Here is a 17,148-nt window from a genome sequence, read left to right as displayed (position 1 = left end):
GCTCAGGCACACGGGGACAGGGCCGCCGGGCGGGCCAGGAGCTCCTCGGCGAAGTAGCGCTTGAGGGTGCGCTTCGTTCCGAGCCGGATCAGGAAGAAGGGCCGGGCCTGCTTGTAGTGCCAGTAGATGGCGACGATGACGCCGGTGCGCTCGGCGTCCTTGCGCAGGCACACCTCGCCGCCAATGTCGAAGGCAGGCGGGGAGACGGGTTGGAAGAGCTCCGGCCGGACGCGGAAGGTGCTCTGGCCGTAGCGCAGCACGACAAAGCCTCCCTCGGAGTCCTCTCCGAGCCGCTCGAGCACCTTGCAGTAGGGCCACAGCAGCTTCAGGCGCTCGAAGTCCTCGGGGTGGACGAGGGCGCGCTCGGCTTCGGATTGCCCGTGCCAGGGGTAGAGGCCCCACACGCTTTCATTCATCTGCCCGGAATCGGCGGCCATCGGACGCTCTCCTCGCTCTCTTCGGAGTCCCTGCACACGGACTGCCCGCGCCCACCTGACGTGACACGATGCGGCATGCACCGCCAACCGTCCCCACCACGACTATAGGCCGCTCCGCACACAATGAGACGGTCGCTCCCGGAAACGTCTCGAAGGTCCCTCTATTTCCCCGCCGGGACCGGCGTCACCCCTTCCACCCGCGTCTTGCCGTCCTTGTCCACCTCGAGCCGCAGCCGCGGGGTGCCCTGGGCATCGTGGAGGACGATGCTCGCCACGCCCTTCTCCACGCCGAGGGTGATGCGCTCCTTCCAGTCGTGGCGGAAGGTGATGTTGGGCTCTTCGTTGATGAGGCTCATGCACATCGCCTCGTAGCCCTCCTTGCTGTCGAAGCACAGCCCGCGGAAATCGATGGAATCGAGCATGGCGAGCCCGCCGATCTCCTCACCATTCTGGTCCATGAACTGGAGGCCCACGGCCTTCACCGCGCGCTTGAGGCCCTTGGGGTCCGGTAGCGGCGCGGCGATGCGCAGACGCGCCTGGCCGTGCTCGTCGACGATGTTCAGCTCGCGCACCGAGAGCGACGCGGTGGGCTGGGCGGTGGGCTGGGTGGCGGCCGAGACGCTCGAACACGCGCCGAGGGCACAGACCGCGCAGGAACCGGCAACCAGCAACACGAGAGGACGGAGGGGATTGGACATGGCGCCAACCTAGGGAACTCCCCGCCTCGTTGATTCATGGCCGTGCACTCCTTTCGTCATGGTTGTGCCATGGAGGCCGCCCCCGTCCTCGCCGTGAGCCGCTTCACGCGCAACGGGACGGGTGAACACGACATGCCCGAGGGAAGCATCGTCGGCACGCGCGTTGCTCTACCGGCCTGGCGCGGATGAAGGGCGGGCGGGTCGGGCGGGTGGCGAGGGTGGCGGTGCGGTGCGAAGTCCGTGAGCGGACGGAGGGCGGGATGGAGAGGACGGCGGCGTTGGCGACGGTGGGGTGGGAGGAGTCCGCGGGCGAGGGATCGGTGAGGGAGAAGCTCCCGGAGGCGGAAAGCCCCCGGGAGCGCCTCTTCCGGTTGGGGGCAGCGGCCCTCACCGATCCGGAGCTTCTCTCCGTGTTGATGGGCTCGGGCGTGCGCACGCAGGCGCTGGCGGAAGCGCTGCTCGCCACCCGAGGAGGACTCAAGGAATTGCTGCAGCAGGACCCAAGGGAGCTGTGCGCCCGCCCGGGAATGGGGCCGGGGCGCACGGCGCAGGTGATGGCGGCGCTGGAGCTGGGACGCCGCGCCCAGCGCGTCACCGAGCGGCGGCCCCGCCTGCGCACCCCGAAGGAGATCTCCGCGTACCTCGCGCCCAACCTGAGCGCGCTGCGGCGCGAGGTGTTCCACGTGCTGTGCTTCAACGCGCGCAACGTGCTGCTGCACGACGCCCGCGTGGCCGAGGGCACCATCAACGCGTGCCCGGTGGATCCGCGCGAGGTGTTCGCCGCAGCCATCACCTCACGGGCCTCGGCCATCGTGCTGGCGCACAACCACCCCTCGGGGGACCCGGAGCCGTCCGGGCAGGACCTGGGCCTCACCGCCCAGCTCATCGAGGCGGGCCGGGTGCTGGGCATCAAGGTGCTGGACCATGTGGTGATTGGAGATGGGACGTACAGCTCGCTGCTGGAGCGGGGCGAGCTGCCACTGTTGGGCGGGGAGACCCGAGGGCCATGGAGCATGGCGGGAGAGCGTGGATGATGCTGGGAGCACTGGGTGTTGTGGCGTGCGGCGGAGCGGTGCAGGTGGAGGTGCTGGAGGACGAGGTGGCGCAGGTGGTGCCCGTGGGCGGCGGCAAGGCGCGCACGGTGCCGCGCTCCACCCTGCCCCCGGAGGCCCGGGAAGGAGACGTGGTACGGGACGGCCGCCTGGACGCCGAGCTGGGAGCCCGGCTGGCTCGCGAGGTGGCCGAGTGGCGGGCGCGCCTGGCCGTCCCAGTACCTGACGGGCTGGATCTGGACTCAGGAGCCTCTGAGTCGTTGACGGCTGATAAGGAACGTTGAATATGCGGCGGATGCCGGTGGCCCTCCCCTACTACGAGCAAGCCCAGGAGGGTCTGGTCCGCCATTTCGGCCTGAGCGAGTTCAGGCCGGGGCAGGCCCAGGTCATCAGCTCCGTGCTGAGCGGGCGCAACACCGTGGTGGTGATGCCCACGGGCGCGGGCAAGAGCCTGTGCTACCAGCTCCCCGCCATGCTGCTGCCCGGGGTGACGCTCGTCATCTCCCCCCTCATCGCGCTGATGAAGGACCAGGTGGAGCAGCTGTCCGGCCGCGGCATCTCCGCCACGTTCATCAACTCGTCCCTGTCGGACCTGGAGCGCGCGGACCGCATCCGCCGCATGCGCGCCGGTGAGTTCAAGCTCGTCTACGTGGCGCCCGAGCGCTTCCGCAGCCCCAGCTTCCTGGAGGCGCTGAGCCAGGTGGGCGTGGACCTGCTCGCCGTGGACGAGGCCCACTGTATCTCCCAGTGGGGCCATGACTTCCGGCCGGACTACGCGCAGCTGGGCCAGGTGCGCAAGCGCTTGCGTCCGCCGCGCACCGTGGCCCTCACCGCCACCGCCACCCCCGAGGTGCGCGACGACATCGTCCGCTCCCTGCTGATGAAGGATCCGCAAGTGTTCGCCGAGGGCTTCGACCGGCCCAACCTCTTCCTGGAGGTGTTCCAGGTGAGCGGGGACGAGGACAAGCGCCGGGCCTGCGCGGGGCTCTCTTCCCTGGGCGGCGGCAGCGGCATCATCTACTGCTCCACGCGCAAGTCGGCGGAGAACACGCACTCGGCGCTGCTGGAGCGGGGGGTGAACGCCATCCTCTACCACGCGGGCATGGACGATGACGCCCGGCGCCGTGCCCAGGACGACTTCATGTCCGCCAAGGAGGCGGTGGCCGTGGCCACCAACGCCTTCGGCATGGGCATCGACAAGCCGGACATCCGCTTCGTCGCCCACGCCAACATCCCCAAGGCGGTGGAGGCGTACTACCAGGAGATCGGCCGCGCGGGCCGCGACCGGGGGCCGGCCTTCGCCGCGCTCCTCTTCAACCACGCGGACGTCTACACCCAGGAGCGGCTCATCGAGAGCAACCACCCGTCCGAGGCGGTGCTCTCGGACCTGTGGAACGTGCTGCGCTCGGTGCCCGAGTACGACAAGGGCCAGCACGTGCTGGCGGCCCAGGCGGGCGCGAGCGAGTTCGAGCTCTCCGCCGCGCTGCGCATCCTGGAGCGCGAGGGGAAGATTGAACGCGGCAGCCGGGGCGAGGGCGAGTACGGCATCACCTTGACGGAGAAGGCCCCCAGCGCGCAGCCGCATGCCCCGGATGCCCGGCGCCTGCTGGCCTCGCTGCTGGAGACGTTCCCCGTGGGGCGCTCGGCCACCACGGAGCTGCCCATCCTCGCGCGGCGCACCGGGCTGTCCGGCGAGGAGATTCAACACGCGCTCAAGCTGCTGGAGCGCGCTGGTGCGCTGAATGTGCGCCGGCCCTTCTCTGGCCGCACCATCCGCGCGCTGTCCCAGGTGCCCTTCCGCGAGCTGGGCCTGGACCTGAGCAAGGTGCGCGAGCAGGAGCGGCGCTCGCTGCTGCACCTCAAGCAGATGACGGACTACGCCTACACGAAGCGGTGCAGGCGGGCCTTCATCCTCCAGTATTTCGGGCAGAAGGACGTGGAGGCCACGTGCGGCAACTGCGACACGTGCGCCGGCAGCCGGCTCAAGCGCCTGGAGGGGCTCGACCGGCCCGCCACCGCGCCCCGCGCCACGCCGACGCTGGCCCCCGGGCGTCCCGACGGCTACAGCGAGCTGGCCGCCACCGAGCTGCGCCGCTGGCGCAAGGAGCTGGCGAGAGATCTCGAGGTGCCGCCCTTCATCATCTTCAATGACGAGACGCTGCGCGGGCTCGCCGCCGCCCTGCCCATCGACCGCGAGTCCTTCCTCACGGTGAAGGGCACGGGCGAGAGCCGCTGGGAGCGCTTCGGCCCCAAGGTGGTGGAGATCTGCCTCATGGCCCGCGCCGCCGGCCACGAGCCCATCGCGGTGGCTCCCGCGCCTCCCCGGATCCGCAAGTCCCGGAGCACCCGGCACTGAGGGCCTCACGGCCCCGCGGCGCTCAGCTCGCCGGCCGCGAGCGCTCGTCCTTCTCCACCGTGGGCTGCACATCCGTGGGCCCGGGCCAACCCGGGCTCTCGTCGAGCTTCCCCGCGCCCGCCTGGACTCCCGCCGGAGGCACCGACGCCGCCGTCCAGAGCCCCTCGCTCTTCGCGATGTACAACGCCGCGACCTGGTCTCCCGCGACGTTCACCACCGTGCGCGACATGTCGAGGATCCGGTCCACGCCGAGGATGAGCGCGATGCCCTCTCCCGGCACGCCGAACATCGCCAGCACTCCGACGAGCAGCGGGATGGAGCCGCCGGGCACGCCCGCCGCGCCCAGCGCGGTGATCACCGCCATCAGCATGATGAGCGCCTGCTGGCCCACGTCCAGCGTCACGCCGAAGGCCTGCGCCAGGAAGATGACCGTCACGCCCTCGAAGAGCGACGTGCCATTCATGTTCATCGTCGCGCCCAGCGGCAGCACGAAGCCCACCACCTTGGACGGCACGCCCAGGTTCTGCTCGACCACGGCGATGGACGTGGGGAGCGTCGCGTTGCTCGAGCTCGTGGAGAACGCGGTGACGAGCGCCGCCTTCACGCGCGAGAAGAACGTGACGGGCGAGAGCCCCACCATGAACCGCAGGATGAGCGGGAAGGTGATGATCGTGTGCAGCAGGAGCCCGGTGAGCACCACCACCACGTAGACGGCGAGCGGCTTGAGCAGCGCCCAGCCGAAGCGCGAGGTGACGCCGAAGACGAGCGCCCCGACGCCAATGGGGGCGAGCTTCATGGCGATCTCGACGATCTTGATGACGATGTCGTTGAGCGCCTCGAGCACGCCGATCATCGGCCGGGCCCGCTCGGGGTGGATCATCGTCAGCGCCACGCCGAAGATGATGCCGAAGAAGATGATGCCGAGCAGATCCAGGTTGGCCGCCGATGCTACCGGGTTACGCGGGATGATGCTCACGAACGTCTCGATGCCGAACGTGGACTGCTGCGAGGCCACCACTTTCGAGGCCGCGTCGCTGGCGTAGGTGGCCATGAGCTCGGTGCGCGTCTCGGGGGAGATGCGCGTGCCGGGCCGCAGCAGCTGCACGAGCCCCAGGCCGATGGACGCCGAGATGAGCATCGTGACGAAGAAGAACACGAGCGTCTTCAGGCCGATCCGCCCCACCCGCTTCAGGTCGCCCAGGCTCGCCACGCCGAGCGCGATGGAGGCGAAGACGAGCGGAATCACCACCATGAAGAGCAGGCGCAGGAAGATCTGCCCGAGCGGCCCCGCCACGTAGCGGTTGAGCACCTTGACGGCTTCGTGCTCGGCGCCGAGCGTGAGCTTCAGCGCGAGCCCGAGCACCGCTCCCACCACGAGTCCCACCAGGATCTTCGTGTGCAGGGGCATGGACTTGCCGGTGGGCTCGGTCTGGGTGCTCATGGGGTCTCCGTTGGGGGCTCGGCACCATAAGCGCCCCGGCGTGGTACCGTCCACGCCCGTGCGGCCCTTCCACTTCGCCTTCAACGTTCGAGACCTCACCTCCACCCGGCGCTTCTACGGCGAGCTGCTCGGGTGCCGGGAGGGACGGAGCACCCAGACGTGGGTGGACTTCGATTTCTTTAGCAATCAAATCTCCGCCCACCTGGGCGAGCCCACCGTCACCCGGGACACCGGCCGGGTGGAGGAGATCGCGGTGCCCATGCCGCACTTCGGCGCGCTGCTGGGCTGGGAGGAGTTCCAGGAGGTGGCGAAGCGGCTGGCCGCGGCGGAGGTGACATTCATCATCCCGCCGCGCATCCGCTTCGAGGGGCAGCCCGGAGAACAGGCGACGATGTTCCTGCGGGACTTCAGCGGCAACGCGCTCGAGTTCAAGGCCTTCCGCCACCCCGAGCACGTCTTCACCGCCTGAGCCAGCAGCAGGCGGCCGCTAGTCACACAGCCGCAGCATGAAGGTATCGCTGAACCCCTCGGGGACGAGCACGCCGGTACCGAGGTCCACGGGCACGTCCTCGAAAGTGCCCCCCAGGAAGATGTCTCCCTCCCGGCTCACCTCCAGATAGCCCCCCGCGGCCCGGCGGGGGAGGACCCACCTGGGTGTGCCGTCCACCCGGCCATACCGGGCGATGAAGGAGAAGGACTCGTCCGGGCTGCCGGGCAGCGGTCCCGTCCCGAGGTCATCTCCCGTTCGCGCCAGCCCGGTGACCGTCACGTTGTCCTCGTGGTCCACGGCGAGTTGCGACACGCGCTCGCCGACGGACCGGGCCCAGCGTTCCTCTCCCTCCCGGGTGTAGGCGAGGAGGAGTCCCGCCCCGCGCTCGTCTCCGGGAATCGTCTTGCCGCCGAAGGTGAAGGCGCGGCTGTAGTCGCCCCCCACCAGGACGCGGTTTCCATGCACGGCGACGTCCATGAAAGTCCCCAGCGTGTCGTACGTCCTTGCCCAGAGGACTTCGCCGGACGGGCTGAACTTCACCAGGAGGCTGTCATTGAAATGGGAGGTGACGACCTCCTCTCCGAAGCGCAGCGTGCCATTGAAGAAGCCCACCACGTAGACGTTGTTCTTCGAGTCGGCGGTCACGGCCGAGAACAGGCTGTCATCCGCGGTGCTGAAGACCCGGTCCCAGAGATAGGCCCCGTCCCGGGTGTACCTCGCCACGAAGGCCGCCTCGAAGCCGCTGCGTGCACCGCCACCGAAATCGAGCACGCCGTCCATGCCTCCCGCGAAGAGCACGTGGCCGTCGTCATCCGAGGAGAGCGTCATTCCATAGCTGGGGAAGGCATTCCCGAGCGGACGGTGCCAACGGAGGTGACCCGCCGGGGAGAGTTGCGCGAGGAAGAGGCCCACGGGCAGCCACGTCTTGCCAATCCGCAGAGGCTGCATGGAGAGCACCGCGAAGGTGATGTTCCCCCACCTGTCCGCCGTGAGGCCCAGCAACGCCAGCCCGCCCTCCTCCGACATGGGCGCCGGGGCGATCTTGAGCGACCAGCGCAGCGCGCCATCCGGCGCATACTTCGTGACGAAGAGCGCGGAACCGCCTGCCTCCGAGGAGGCGGGCATGGGTCCAGCGCCGAAGTCGGCCGTGCCCTGGTAGCCACCCGCGATGATGCTGTTGCCCTCGCGGTCGAGCGCCATTCCCACCACCCGCTCATTCCCCGGCCCGGTGCTCCGGCGCAACCAGCGCACCTGGCCTCGAGGACAGGAGTCGGAGTGGGCCTGCTCCACGGCCGCGGGCGTGGCCTGGGGCTCCTCGGGGAGCACGCCTCCACATGCCACCAGAAACCCCAACAGCCCCCACAGCACCCGCGAGCGGGCGCTCCCCGCCTGCCGGAAATGTCCTTGCATGTCTCCCCCCTCGTTCCGCTTCGACCCCTGAAGCTCTCCCTGCCCCGGAGCCTCCGCTACCTGCACCGCGGAAGGAGATGAAGGCGTCCCATCACCCACCGCTTCTCCTTGAAGGGTGGGGAGGTGCGCGACTCCAGCCAGCGGGCGCGACGTGATACGAGGGAGTCATGTCGAACTCTTCTTCTCCGCGCCCGCTTGCCGTGCTGGTGGGCGTCCAGCTCCCCGGCGTCTCGGACACCGACCATGCCGCCGACCTCGCCGAGCTCGGGCGGCTGGTGCACACCCTCGGCTACGAGGTCGTCGCGACCGTGAGCCAGCGCCGCGAGCGCCTCGCCGGAGGGACGGTCCTCGGGACCGGAAAGCTCAAGGAGCTGGCCAACCTCACCGGAGGCCGCGGCACCGTGTCCTCGGGGGCGCAGGAGCGCAAGTCGAAGGCCCGTGAGCGCTGGGAGGCCGAAGCCGAGGAAGCCGAAGCCGAGGAAGCCGAAGCCGAGGAAGCCGAAGCCGAGGAAGCCGAAGCCGAAGCGGCGGGAGAAGAGGTGGAAGAGGAGGAGGAGCTTCCCGAGGAGGAACCGGAAGCCGAGGACACCGAGGAGCCAATGGCGGCGAGGCCCACGGTGGTGGTGGTGGACCACGAGCTGTCGCCCAGCCAGCTGAGCAACCTCGAGCGAGCCACGGGCGCCCAGGTGCTCGACCGCACCGGCGTCATCGTGGACATCTTCCACCGCCACGCGCGGAGCCGTGAGGCGAAGATGCAGGTGGAGATCGCCCGGCTCAACTACCTCGCCCCGCGCATGCGCGAGTCGACGGGAAGCCGCGAGCGCCAGCAGGGGCGGGGCTCGGGTGATTCGGCGGTGGAGCTGGATCGCCGCAAGATTCGCGACCGGCTCGCCGAGCTGCGCGAGGGGCTCGCGTCCATCCAGCAGGACCAGGAGAACCGGCGCTACGCCCGGAGGGATCAGCTGCGGGTGGCGCTCGTCGGGTACACCAACGCGGGCAAGTCCTCGCTCATGCGCGCCCTGACGGGCAGCGAGGTGCTGGTGGCCGATCAGCTCTTCGCCACCCTCGACACCACGGTGCGCGCGCTGCAACCGGAGACGCGGCCGCGGGTGCTCGTCTCGGACACCGTGGGCTTCATCCAGAAGCTGCCGCACGACCTGGTGGCCTCGTTCCGCTCGACGCTGGATGAGGCGCTGGAGGCCTCGCTGCTGCTCTACGTGGTGGATGCCTCCGATCCCACCTGGGAGGCCCAGCTCGAGGTCACCCGCTCCGTGCTCCGGGAGATTGGCGCGCAGAGCGTCCCCAGCAGGCTGTTGTTCAACAAGGCGGACCGGCTCACCCCCGAGGCCCGCGAGGCCCTGCTCCAGCAGCACCCCGAGGCGCTCGTCCTCTCGGCGCACTCACCGGACGACGTCGTGGCGCTGCGCCAGACCCTCATCGAGTTCTTCGATCGCTCCATGGTGGAGGCGGAGCTGGTGATTCCCTACGCCCGCCAGGCGCGCATCGGCGAGGTGTACGAGCATGCCCGGGTCCTCTCCGAGGCCTTCGACGAGACGGGCCGCCGGCTGAAGGTCCGGGCGCTCCCCGCGGCGATGGCCCGGTTGACCCGCGCCTTCGAGAGCTGAGAGCGCCCGGCCCCTCGGACGCTACCGACGCTCCACGTCCGAGCGCTTCACGGTCCACAACTCCCGGCCCGTGCGAGGCGTCTCCGCGGCGAAGAACACCTTGCCGTCCGACACAGTGAACCCGCCGGGGTACGAGGAGATGTCCCCCGGCGCGATGTCCTGCAACCTCCGGGTGCCACGCGCCGTCCCATCCGTCACCCACGGCTCGCGCCCGGAGCGCTCATCGTAGGCGCTGAAGAGGAGCACCTCCCCCACGGCCGTCAGCGAGTCCGGAGACGAGCTGCCATGGCCCGGAACGAGGTCCGCCACCCGGTGCGTGCCACCCGGCGTCCCCTCGGTCTTCCACAGCTCGCGCCCGCTGCCCTCGTCGAAGTGGACGAAGTAGAGGGAGTCCCCCACCGGCACCGGCAGCTCCTCGAAGGGCATGTCGATGCTGACGAGCGGGAAGGTGCCCGCCGCCGTCCCATCGCTCACCCACAGCCACGGCCCATCCCCGAACCACAGCTTGATGTAGACCGTGTCGCCCGCGGTGACGAGCCCCTCGGGCTGCCGGTCCTCGGTGCCCTCGTTCAGGTCCGCCACCTTCACCGTCCCGGCCGCCGTCCCGTCGCTCTTCCACAACTCGTTGCGGGTGAAGTCCGTGGTGGTGAAGAAAAGCGTCCCGTCCTCGGCCACCACCAGCCACTGCAGGAACAGCGTGCCCGACGTGTCCCCCGGCACCAGCTCCGTCACCCGCCGGGTGCCCGCGCTCGTCCCATCGCTCACCCACAGCTCGGAGCCATGGACCGGATCGAAGGCGAGGAAGAAGAGCTCGCCGCCCCGGACGGTCAGCTCATGCGGGTAGGAGCCCGTCGAGCCGGGGAAGACGTCCGCGACCAGATGAGTGCCGCCGCGCGTCCCATCGCTCACCCACAGCTCCCTGCCATTCACCCCGTCATCGGCCACGAAGAAGAGCCGGTCGCCCAGGGCCGTCATCTCGTAGGGCTCGCTCCCGAAGGGGCCGGGGCGGAGGTCGGCGAGCGCGTAGGTGCCCCCGCTCGTCCCATCGCTGCGCCACGGCGAGCGTCCGGTGCCCACATCGGCCACGAAGAAGAGCAGCCGGCCCGCGGCCACCATCTCCCGGATATCGGCGTCACCCGGGCCGGGGACGAGGTCCTTGACCCGGAACGTCCCGCGCTCCGTCCCGTCGCTCTTCCACAGCTCGCGCCCGTGCAGGGGATCCTCGGCGGTGAAGAAGAGCCGGCCGCGCACGTCGGTGAGCTGCTCCGGACGGGAGCCCGGGGTACAGGGGACGAGGTCCTCGACGAGCCGCGCGGGCCCGCCCTCCCCCTCCACGGGCCGCCAGGGCACCTCGGAGACGAGGGGCGCCCACGGGTAGCAGTCGAGCGAGGAGCGGGGCAACGCCCACAGCTCCCCGCCGGCATCGGGCGAGGAGGCATTGAAGAAGACGGTGTCCCCCGAGACCACCAGCTCGATGCCGGGGAAGAAGCTGGCGCCGAAGGCCGTCTCGCGCAGCCGCACCGTGCCCCGCCGGGTGCCATCGCTCTTCCACAGCTCGATGGCGGCCCCATCGTCGATGACGAAGAGCCCCACCCCGTCCACCGAGGCGAAGATGTACGAGGGGGCATCGTCCTCGTCGGGCGTCGAATCCTCGGGCCCGGGCCGGATGTCCCGGAGCAGGTGGGTGCCCGCGCGCGTGCCGTCGCTCACCCAGGGCTCCTCGCCGTGCAGGTCATCCCGGGCGCGGAAGAAGGCGTGTCCCCCCGAGGCCGTCAGCCGGGAGGGAGACGAGCCCTCGGGCCCGGGCCGGAGGTCCTCGACCAGGCGGGTTCCGCCCGGCGTCCCATCGCTGCGCCACAGCTCCGCCCCGTGCACCCCGTCATCGGCGCGCAGGAGGACGAACCCGTCGACGACCGTCAGCCCCGACACGTCCGAGCCCTCGGGCCCGGGCCGGATGTCCTCGACCATCCGGGTGCCCGCCCGGGTGCCATCGCTGCGCCACAGCTCGCCTCCGTGCACCCCGTCATCGGCCTGGAAGAGGACGAAGCCCCCCAGGGTGGTGAGGGGCGTGTCGAAGAAGGAGCCCTCGGGTCCGGGCCGGATGTCCTCGACCAGACGGGTGCCCGCCGGGGTGCCATCCGACATCCACAGCTCCATCCCATGCACCCCATCATCCGCGGCGAAGAAGAGCCGCGAGCCCAGGGCGCTCTGGGCCGCGAAGAAGAAGAGCGCGCCCTCGGGCCCGGGCCGGATGTCCTCGACCAGGCGGGTGCCCCGCCGTGTCCCATCCGACACCCACAGCTCCTCTCCGTGCACCCCATCCCGGGCGTGGAAGAAGACGCGCCCGCCCACGGCCACCAGGTGCTCGGGCTCCGACGACTCCGGGCCGGGGCGGAGGTCCTCGACCAGGTACGTGCCGCCCGGCGTCCCATCGCTGCGCCACAGCTCGCGGCCATGCACGCCATCATCGGCGGCGAAGTAGAGCACCCCGCCCACGGCCACCACGGGCTCGCGCAGGAAGGGCTCCTCCTCGGGGTCCGGCGTGGGCAACCCGGACTCCGGGCCGGGGTGGATGTCCTTGACGAGCACCGTCCCGCCCCGCGTCCCATCGCTCTTCCACAGCTCGCGGCCATGGAGGCCGTCATCGGAGCCGAAGAAGAGCGTGCCCGCCACGTCCGTGAGGAAGAATGCGCCCGCGGAGCGCTCGCCCGGGAAGATGTCCCGGACGCGGTACGCGGGCTGGCAGGGGAGTTCGGGGCAGTGGCCCTCGCGCCAGCTCCACCCGGGTGGAGCCGGCGAGCCCGGGGGTTCATCGGCGGCCCGCGCCCCTCCCGCGGTCAGGAGCGACAGCGACAGAGAACACAGGAGAAACGAGAACCGCGAACACCATGACACCATGCAGCCACACCTCCGCTCCGGTGGAGCCCGAGCGCCCCGACACGGCAGGCACGAAGCTGGGAGGGAGACCGCGAAAGCGGCAGCTGTTCGCTGGGGCAGGTAGGAGGAGTGCGTGCACGCGGCGGGGTGGAGCGCGGAGGGAGACCCTCAGGGCTCCGCCGGGGCGTCCTGCCGCGGGCGCGTGAGGAGGATCTCCCGCGCACGCGCGACCTGTGCGATCGCCTGCTCCGGCTGGGCCGAGGCACTGGCACACCGCTCGCGCAGGGTGGCATCGCGCGTGGTCTCGAACAGGTTCCAGGAGATCAGATCTCCCTTCATGACGGGCAGGAGCAGGCGCTGCCCGATGATGTACTGGCGGGAGTCCGGCTTGACGAGAGAGGGGGTGGCCCACTCCTTGGGCACCTGGACGTCGGCGACGTCGGCCTCGGTCACGAGCTCGCCCACGGCGAGGTGCCGCACCGCGACGATGACGGAGACCTGCTCGGGAGCGGGGGCACGGGGCGGCTTCGCGGGTTTCGCGCCCAGCAAGGCCACGAGCAGCGGCGCGAGCAACAGCAGATGATGTGAACGCATGTCAGCGGCCCTCCTTGGCCACACCGAAGAACGCCTCGGCCCGCGCCCTGGCCACGTCGGCGCGCGCCTTGTCGGCCGCCGAGGCGGCTTGAAGCTGGCACGAGCCAATGGAACGCGGCTGCTCGGGGTCATCGAGGAACTGCCAGCGCAGCGGATCTCCCGGCTGCATTCCCACCACCGCCAGGGTCCCCACCACGTCCTTCAATGACTCGCCGGGAACCAGGCTATTCGTCACCAGGGCGTAGGGAATCCGCCGGATCTCCAGTGCCGACGCGGGAATCCGGTCGCCCTCCTTCACCTCTTGCGTCACCACGACGACCGGGGTCGTCTGGCCCTTCGCATCGAACTTGAAGGAGAGCACCGGCGGCGCTGGGCTCGTGGGCGGAGGCCCCCCGCGCTCCGCGAAGACCTGGATGGCCGCATCCCTCGCCTGGGCACCCGCCTCGTGGAAGGCAGTGCGCGCGTCGGCGACACAGGCCCGCACCCGCGCACGGGTTTCCTGCTGGGAGAACATCGGCCAGGACAGGACGTCTCCCTTCACCATGCCCAGCGTGACGGGCCGGCCCACCACCGCGCGGCGATCCGCGGGCAGGACGGCCGACGCCGGGATGAATTGCGACGGGATGCGGAGCTCCGCGAGGTCCCCGTCCTCGAGCTTCGCCCCCGCGTCGACATCCCGCGTGAGGGTGAGGAGGGGCTGGAGCTCCCAGCCACGACGGACAGCCCGCAGGTCCTTCGGGAGGGTGAGTGCCACGACCAGACCGATGCCCGCCAGGCTGACGACGAGACCGATCAGCAGGCCCAGGAGGAAGGATCTCATGGCGCACCTCCCCCGAGGATGCGTTCCCGGATCTTCGCCGCGGACTGATCCGGCATGGGGCGGTTGGGGACCCGATCGAACGCGCGCTGGCACTCCTCGGCGAGCCGGGTCTCCTCGGGCTTGAGCTCCTCGGTGGCCGTGGCGAAGAAGGCCCAGCGCAGCGGCTCGCCCTGCTGGACGGGGACGGTGAGCGCCTGGCCCACCACGTAGGCCGACGAGTCCGGACGGACCAGGGAGGACGTGGCGAGCTGCTCGGGGATGGAGCGCTGCGCCAGTTCATTGAGCTTCAAGACCTCACCGGGGGCGACGTCGCGGTTCGCGACGACGACGGGGACGAACGTCCAGCCGGCGCGCACCTCCTGCTTCGCCTTCTCGATGAGGGAGAACGAGAGAACCCACGCGCCCGCCATGCCGGCCACCAGGCCGATGCCCAGCCCCACGACGAGGCCACCGGCGAGCAGGCCCTTGTGCAGCGGTTTCCGTGGGGCACTCATGACCGCCCCCCCGGGAAGCCGCGTCCAGACAGAGTGAATCGCATGCGCGCAAGGTAGCCCGGCGTGGCTCCCGGGCACCACACCCGAGGAGTGCTGCCGGCGTCATGACACGCCTCAGCCAATCTGCAGGCCGGCGATCTTGTGCGCCTTGTCGCTGATCTTGTCGATGAGCTGGGTGATGCCCCAGGTGAAGAAGCCCACCACCGCGCCGACGGCGGCGCCGATGGGTCCCCCGAAGGCGCTGCCCGCGGCGATGGCGGCGGCCGCGCCACCAATACCTCCCGCGATGCTCACGGCGCCCTTGGCGATCTGCGCCCCATCGCCCGAGCGTGCTCCGTCGACGATGTCCTTGATGCCCAGGCCCGTGCCCACGAGCGCACCGGCCACGTTGGCCGCGCCGCCCAGGCCCTTGATGGCCCCGAGCACCTTGGTGCCCGCCGAGGTCTGCGCCAGTTTGTCCAGCCCCGTCGCCTTGCCCAGCCAACCGCTGGCGAGCCGGGAGGCATCGTCGGAGGCCTCCAGCGCGAAGTCCGACACGCCCTTGATGGCGTTCCGGAAGGACTGGGTGCCGTTGTAGAGATCCAACGCGCCCACGCCCACGTCCGCCAGGCCTTGGAAGATGGAGGACACATTGTGCTCGCGGATGCCCTGGGCGAGTTGCAACCCGCCCGCCACCACACCGGCCGCGCCGCCCAACGAGGACACGCTGCCCTTGGCGCCCTGCAGGGAGTTCTGGATGGACTCCTTGCCGAACACCTGGGACGCCTTGCCCAGCGGCAGAGCGTCCGCGCCCGTGCTCAGTCCGTGGAGCGCCCCGAGCGCCCGGGTGCCCCCATTGCGCAGGAAGTCCTGGACGGTGTTGGTGGTGGACACGCTCGCCTGGAGCAGGAGGTCCCTGCCCGCCTCGTCGTCCTTCAAGTCCTCCGGGCGGGCGACGGTGCGAGGGTCCCTGCCCCCGGGGCCCGACAGCGTCATCTTCTCGCCCGCGCGGCCCACCTCGGAGACGGCCTGCCGCCCGTCCGGGTCCGTCACCGTGTTGCGCGAGCCGAGCAACTGCGCGCCCTGGCCCGAGAGGAGCAACGTGTCCTCCTGCTTCGAGGTGAAGGTCTTGTCGTCCTTCGTGCGCTTCGTCTCCAGCGTCTCGTTGAGATCCAGGCCCTTGTCGGTGGGCTTGCGCGTGCTGGCGTAGTGCTGCTCCAGGCGGGTGCCGTCCGCCTCCTCGCGATTCACGTCCATCTTCTCGATGGAACCGTCGCGGGCGTAGGTGCGCGAGGACTCGCCCTTCACGTCCGCCAGGTCGCTGGAGCCGGGCTTGAAGGTCTTCCCCGAGTAGCTCTCGCGCACCTGGCTGCCCTCGCGGGACAGGTGGGTGACGACGGTGGCCTTGGGCGAGCCCTCGACGAAGGTCTGCGTGTCCTTGGCATCGGGGCCCTTCTGGACCTCGACGAACCACTGCTTGGGTGTCTTGCCCTTTTTGGTGCCGTCGTCGGCGTCATAGTTCTCGCCGCCGTGCTTGGAGTACTCGTCCCGGAGGCGATCCACGTCCTCGCGGTTGTGCGGCCCCTGCCCCGCGTACTTCGTGTGACCATCCAGCTCGCGGTTGACGATGGAGGTGGCCTTCACGTTGTCCTGGGAGAAGTCCTGGATGCGCTGGTACTGGGGATGGCCCTGGGAGCCATCCGCGTTGGGCGCGGGAATCGAGTACGCGTAGGTATCCGCCCGGTCCACCGGCTTCTTGTAGTCGAAGGGCTTGTCCAACTTGTTGTCGATGCCCTTGTCTCCCTTCTGCTGGTAGTACGAGGTGCGGCTGCCCTTGATGGCGCCGTCGGCCTGCGCGTACTCGTCCACCTTGAGCCGCCCGTCCTCCACGCGCACGTGCGTGTCCGAGGAGACGAGGTTGCGGTCCCGCGACCTGGAGAGGTCGTCGAAGGACTTGAGGCCACCGGCCTCGTTCTGCTCGCCCTTCCACTCGGCATGACGGACGCGCGTGCCCCCGCCCTCGAGCACCTCCATTCGGTCGCGCTTGTTGACGCCATTCGCATACGTCGCCGAGTCCAGCGAGACCGCGCCGTCCTTGCCGCGTGAGGCCACGGTGCGCTCGAGCACTCCGCCCTTGTCGTCGCGGCGCACCAGCTCCGCCTCGGTGTCGGAGAGCTTCTTCACCTCGGTGCCCGGGGGCACCACGGCCTTGCCGTTGGCCATGGCGAGGATGTCATCGGCCTGCTTGCCGGTCTCCTCGCGCAGCTTCTTCTGGGCCTCCTCGGTCTCCGTGCGGCGGTCCGCCACCGTCTTCACGTCCACTTCCTTCTTGGCGCGCTCCTCGCCCGACACGGTTCGCGGTGGGGGCGGTGCCGTGGCGGGACGAGGTGCCTCGGCGGCGAGCGCCTTCCCGGCGGCGACGGTCTCCTGGAGGCGCTTCGCCACTGCCGCGGGAGCCACGGCGGGCTCGAAGGTATCGCGGCCGTTGCGAGCAAGGACCTCCACCGGCTTCTGGGCGGAAGCGGCCGGAGCCGGCTTCTCCACGGGGGTGCCCTGGGGGAAGGAAGACCTGTGGATGAGGGGCTGCCTGGACAGGGGCGCGATGGGCATGACGGGCCCTGTTGCGTCCGTCATGCCAGCCCGGGGGCCTCGTGTTTCCGGGGAGTTGCACCACCCGAGGGAGCGCCGCCCCTGGTGACCCCTGTCACCACCTGGTGTCTGGCGTCATCACGTGGCGCTGAAAACAAAAATCCCCCACAGCGCCGTGAGGCACCGCGGGGGGAGGCACTTCACGCCCGGGCACGCCCTCGCGGCCCAGTTTAGTTGAGGGTGAAGGAGCCCAGCGCGACTGCCTCCTGGGACTCCGGATTGACCC

General features: G+C 70.2%; 14 protein-coding genes. 5 read left to right on the top strand and 9 right to left on the bottom strand.

What is annotated here, in order from left to right:
- Positions 1-2: 2 nt before the first annotated feature.
- Together NR798_RS12995 and NR798_RS12990 are read right to left on the bottom strand one after the other, a co-directional pair.
- Complete coding sequence (locus tag NR798_RS12995; protein ID WP_375771775.1) at positions 3-437, bottom strand: DUF6960 family protein; 435 nt, start codon at positions 435-437, stop codon at positions 3-5.
- A 161-nt stretch (positions 438-598) separates the two neighbouring features.
- Entirely contained in the window at positions 599-1,135 is a 537-nt protein-coding gene (locus NR798_RS12990) for a hypothetical protein (protein WP_375771774.1), read from the bottom strand.
- Positions 1,136-1,395: 260 nt separating this feature from the next.
- Between NR798_RS12990 and radC the strand changes: the two genes are divergently transcribed.
- From radC to NR798_RS12975, 3 genes are read left to right on the top strand one after another with little or no spacing between them, the layout of a single operon-like run.
- A complete protein-coding gene (radC, locus tag NR798_RS12985; protein ID WP_375771773.1) occupies positions 1,396-2,169 on the top strand; it encodes a DNA repair protein RadC in 774 nt (257 codons plus the stop codon).
- Positions 2,166-2,471 (top strand): DUF3006 domain-containing protein, encoded by a 306-nt coding sequence (locus NR798_RS12980; RefSeq protein ID WP_375771772.1) that lies wholly within the window; start codon positions 2,166-2,168, stop codon positions 2,469-2,471. The genes radC and NR798_RS12980 overlap by 4 nt, the downstream gene beginning before the upstream one ends.
- 2 nt (positions 2,472-2,473) lie before the next feature.
- Positions 2,474-4,543 carry a RecQ family ATP-dependent DNA helicase gene (locus NR798_RS12975; protein ID WP_375771771.1) on the top strand — a complete coding sequence of 690 codons (2,070 nt, stop codon included), beginning with the start codon at positions 2,474-2,476 and terminating at the stop codon, positions 4,541-4,543.
- 22 nt (positions 4,544-4,565) lie between these two features.
- Here the strand turns inward: NR798_RS12975 and NR798_RS12970 are convergent, their stop codons facing one another.
- The gene (locus NR798_RS12970; protein ID WP_375771770.1) at positions 4,566-5,984 is read right to left on the bottom strand and encodes a dicarboxylate/amino acid:cation symporter; all 1,419 of its coding nucleotides are present in this window, start codon (positions 5,982-5,984) and stop codon (positions 4,566-4,568) included.
- Positions 5,985-6,024: 40 nt separating this feature from the next.
- On the opposite strand from NR798_RS12970, the gene NR798_RS12965 reads away from it, so the two are divergent.
- Positions 6,025-6,453 (top strand): VOC family protein, encoded by a 429-nt coding sequence (locus NR798_RS12965; protein WP_375771769.1) that lies wholly within the window; start codon positions 6,025-6,027, stop codon positions 6,451-6,453.
- Positions 6,454-6,471: 18 nt separating this feature from the next.
- Here the strand turns inward: NR798_RS12965 and NR798_RS12960 are convergent, their stop codons facing one another.
- Positions 6,472-7,884, bottom strand: coding sequence for a hypothetical protein (locus tag NR798_RS12960; protein WP_375771768.1), 1,413 nt, complete (start codon positions 7,882-7,884; stop codon positions 6,472-6,474).
- Positions 7,885-8,051: 167 nt separating this feature from the next.
- Here NR798_RS12960 and hflX point away from each other — a divergent pair, with 167 nt between their 5' ends.
- Positions 8,052-9,509 (top strand): GTPase HflX, encoded by a 1,458-nt coding sequence (gene hflX / locus NR798_RS12955; RefSeq protein WP_375771767.1) that lies wholly within the window; start codon positions 8,052-8,054, stop codon positions 9,507-9,509.
- Between the two features lie 21 nt (positions 9,510-9,530).
- Here the strand turns inward: hflX and NR798_RS12950 are convergent, their stop codons facing one another.
- The 5 genes from NR798_RS12950 to NR798_RS12930 all read right to left on the bottom strand — a co-directional run bounded on the left by NR798_RS12950 (position 9,531) and on the right by NR798_RS12930 (position 16,907).
- Entirely contained in the window at positions 9,531-12,407 is a 2,877-nt protein-coding gene (locus NR798_RS12950; RefSeq protein WP_375771766.1) for an ELWxxDGT repeat protein, read from the bottom strand.
- A gap of 147 nt (positions 12,408-12,554) precedes the next feature.
- Positions 12,555-12,980, bottom strand: coding sequence for an SAF domain-containing protein (locus tag NR798_RS12945; RefSeq protein ID WP_375771765.1), 426 nt, complete (start codon positions 12,978-12,980; stop codon positions 12,555-12,557).
- A 1-nt stretch (position 12,981) separates the two neighbouring features.
- Positions 12,982-13,800: an SAF domain-containing protein gene (locus NR798_RS12940; RefSeq protein ID WP_375771764.1), complete on the bottom strand. Its 819-nt coding sequence runs from the start codon at positions 13,798-13,800 to the stop codon at positions 12,982-12,984.
- On the bottom strand, positions 13,797-14,294 hold the full coding sequence (locus NR798_RS12935; protein ID WP_375771763.1) for an SAF domain-containing protein: 498 nt from the start codon (positions 14,292-14,294) through the stop codon (positions 13,797-13,799). Before NR798_RS12935 ends, NR798_RS12940 begins: the two co-directional genes overlap by 4 nt.
- Before the next feature lie 114 nt (positions 14,295-14,408).
- Positions 14,409-16,907: a hypothetical protein gene (locus tag NR798_RS12930; protein ID WP_375771762.1), complete on the bottom strand. Its 2,499-nt coding sequence runs from the start codon at positions 16,905-16,907 to the stop codon at positions 14,409-14,411.
- Between the last annotated feature and the right edge of the window lie 241 nt (positions 16,908-17,148).

The organism is Archangium gephyra, assembly GCF_042230915.1.
Lineage (GTDB): Bacteria > Myxococcota > Myxococcia > Myxococcales > Myxococcaceae > Archangium > Archangium gephyra_B.
This window is presented reverse-complemented; position numbering and strand designations above follow the sequence as displayed.

Excerpts from the sequence above, each read along its gene's own strand:
- NR798_RS12995 (WP_375771775.1), bottom strand. The coding sequence starts at position 437 with ATGGCCGCCGATTCCGGGCAGATGAATGAAAGCGTGTGGGGCCTCTAC.
- NR798_RS12990 (WP_375771774.1), bottom strand. The coding sequence starts at position 1,135 with ATGTCCAATCCCCTCCGTCCTCTCGTGTTGCTGGTTGCCGGTTCCTGC.
- radC (WP_375771773.1), top strand. The coding sequence starts at position 1,396 with ATGGAGAGGACGGCGGCGTTGGCGACGGTGGGGTGGGAGGAGTCCGCG.
- NR798_RS12980 (WP_375771772.1), top strand. The coding sequence starts at position 2,166 with ATGATGCTGGGAGCACTGGGTGTTGTGGCGTGCGGCGGAGCGGTGCAG.
- NR798_RS12975 (WP_375771771.1), top strand. The coding sequence starts at position 2,474 with ATGCGGCGGATGCCGGTGGCCCTCCCCTACTACGAGCAAGCCCAGGAG.
- NR798_RS12970 (WP_375771770.1), bottom strand. The coding sequence starts at position 5,984 with ATGAGCACCCAGACCGAGCCCACCGGCAAGTCCATGCCCCTGCACACG.
- NR798_RS12960 (WP_375771768.1), bottom strand. The coding sequence starts at position 7,884 with ATGCAAGGACATTTCCGGCAGGCGGGGAGCGCCCGCTCGCGGGTGCTG.
- hflX (WP_375771767.1), top strand. The coding sequence starts at position 8,052 with ATGTCGAACTCTTCTTCTCCGCGCCCGCTTGCCGTGCTGGTGGGCGTC.
- NR798_RS12950 (WP_375771766.1), bottom strand. The coding sequence starts at position 12,407 with ATGGTGTCATGGTGTTCGCGGTTCTCGTTTCTCCTGTGTTCTCTGTCG.
- NR798_RS12945 (WP_375771765.1), bottom strand. The coding sequence starts at position 12,980 with ATGCGTTCACATCATCTGCTGTTGCTCGCGCCGCTGCTCGTGGCCTTG.
- NR798_RS12940 (WP_375771764.1), bottom strand. The coding sequence starts at position 13,800 with ATGAGATCCTTCCTCCTGGGCCTGCTGATCGGTCTCGTCGTCAGCCTG.
- NR798_RS12935 (WP_375771763.1), bottom strand. The coding sequence starts at position 14,294 with ATGAGTGCCCCACGGAAACCGCTGCACAAGGGCCTGCTCGCCGGTGGC.
- NR798_RS12930 (WP_375771762.1), bottom strand. The coding sequence starts at position 16,907 with ATGACGGACGCAACAGGGCCCGTCATGCCCATCGCGCCCCTGTCCAGG.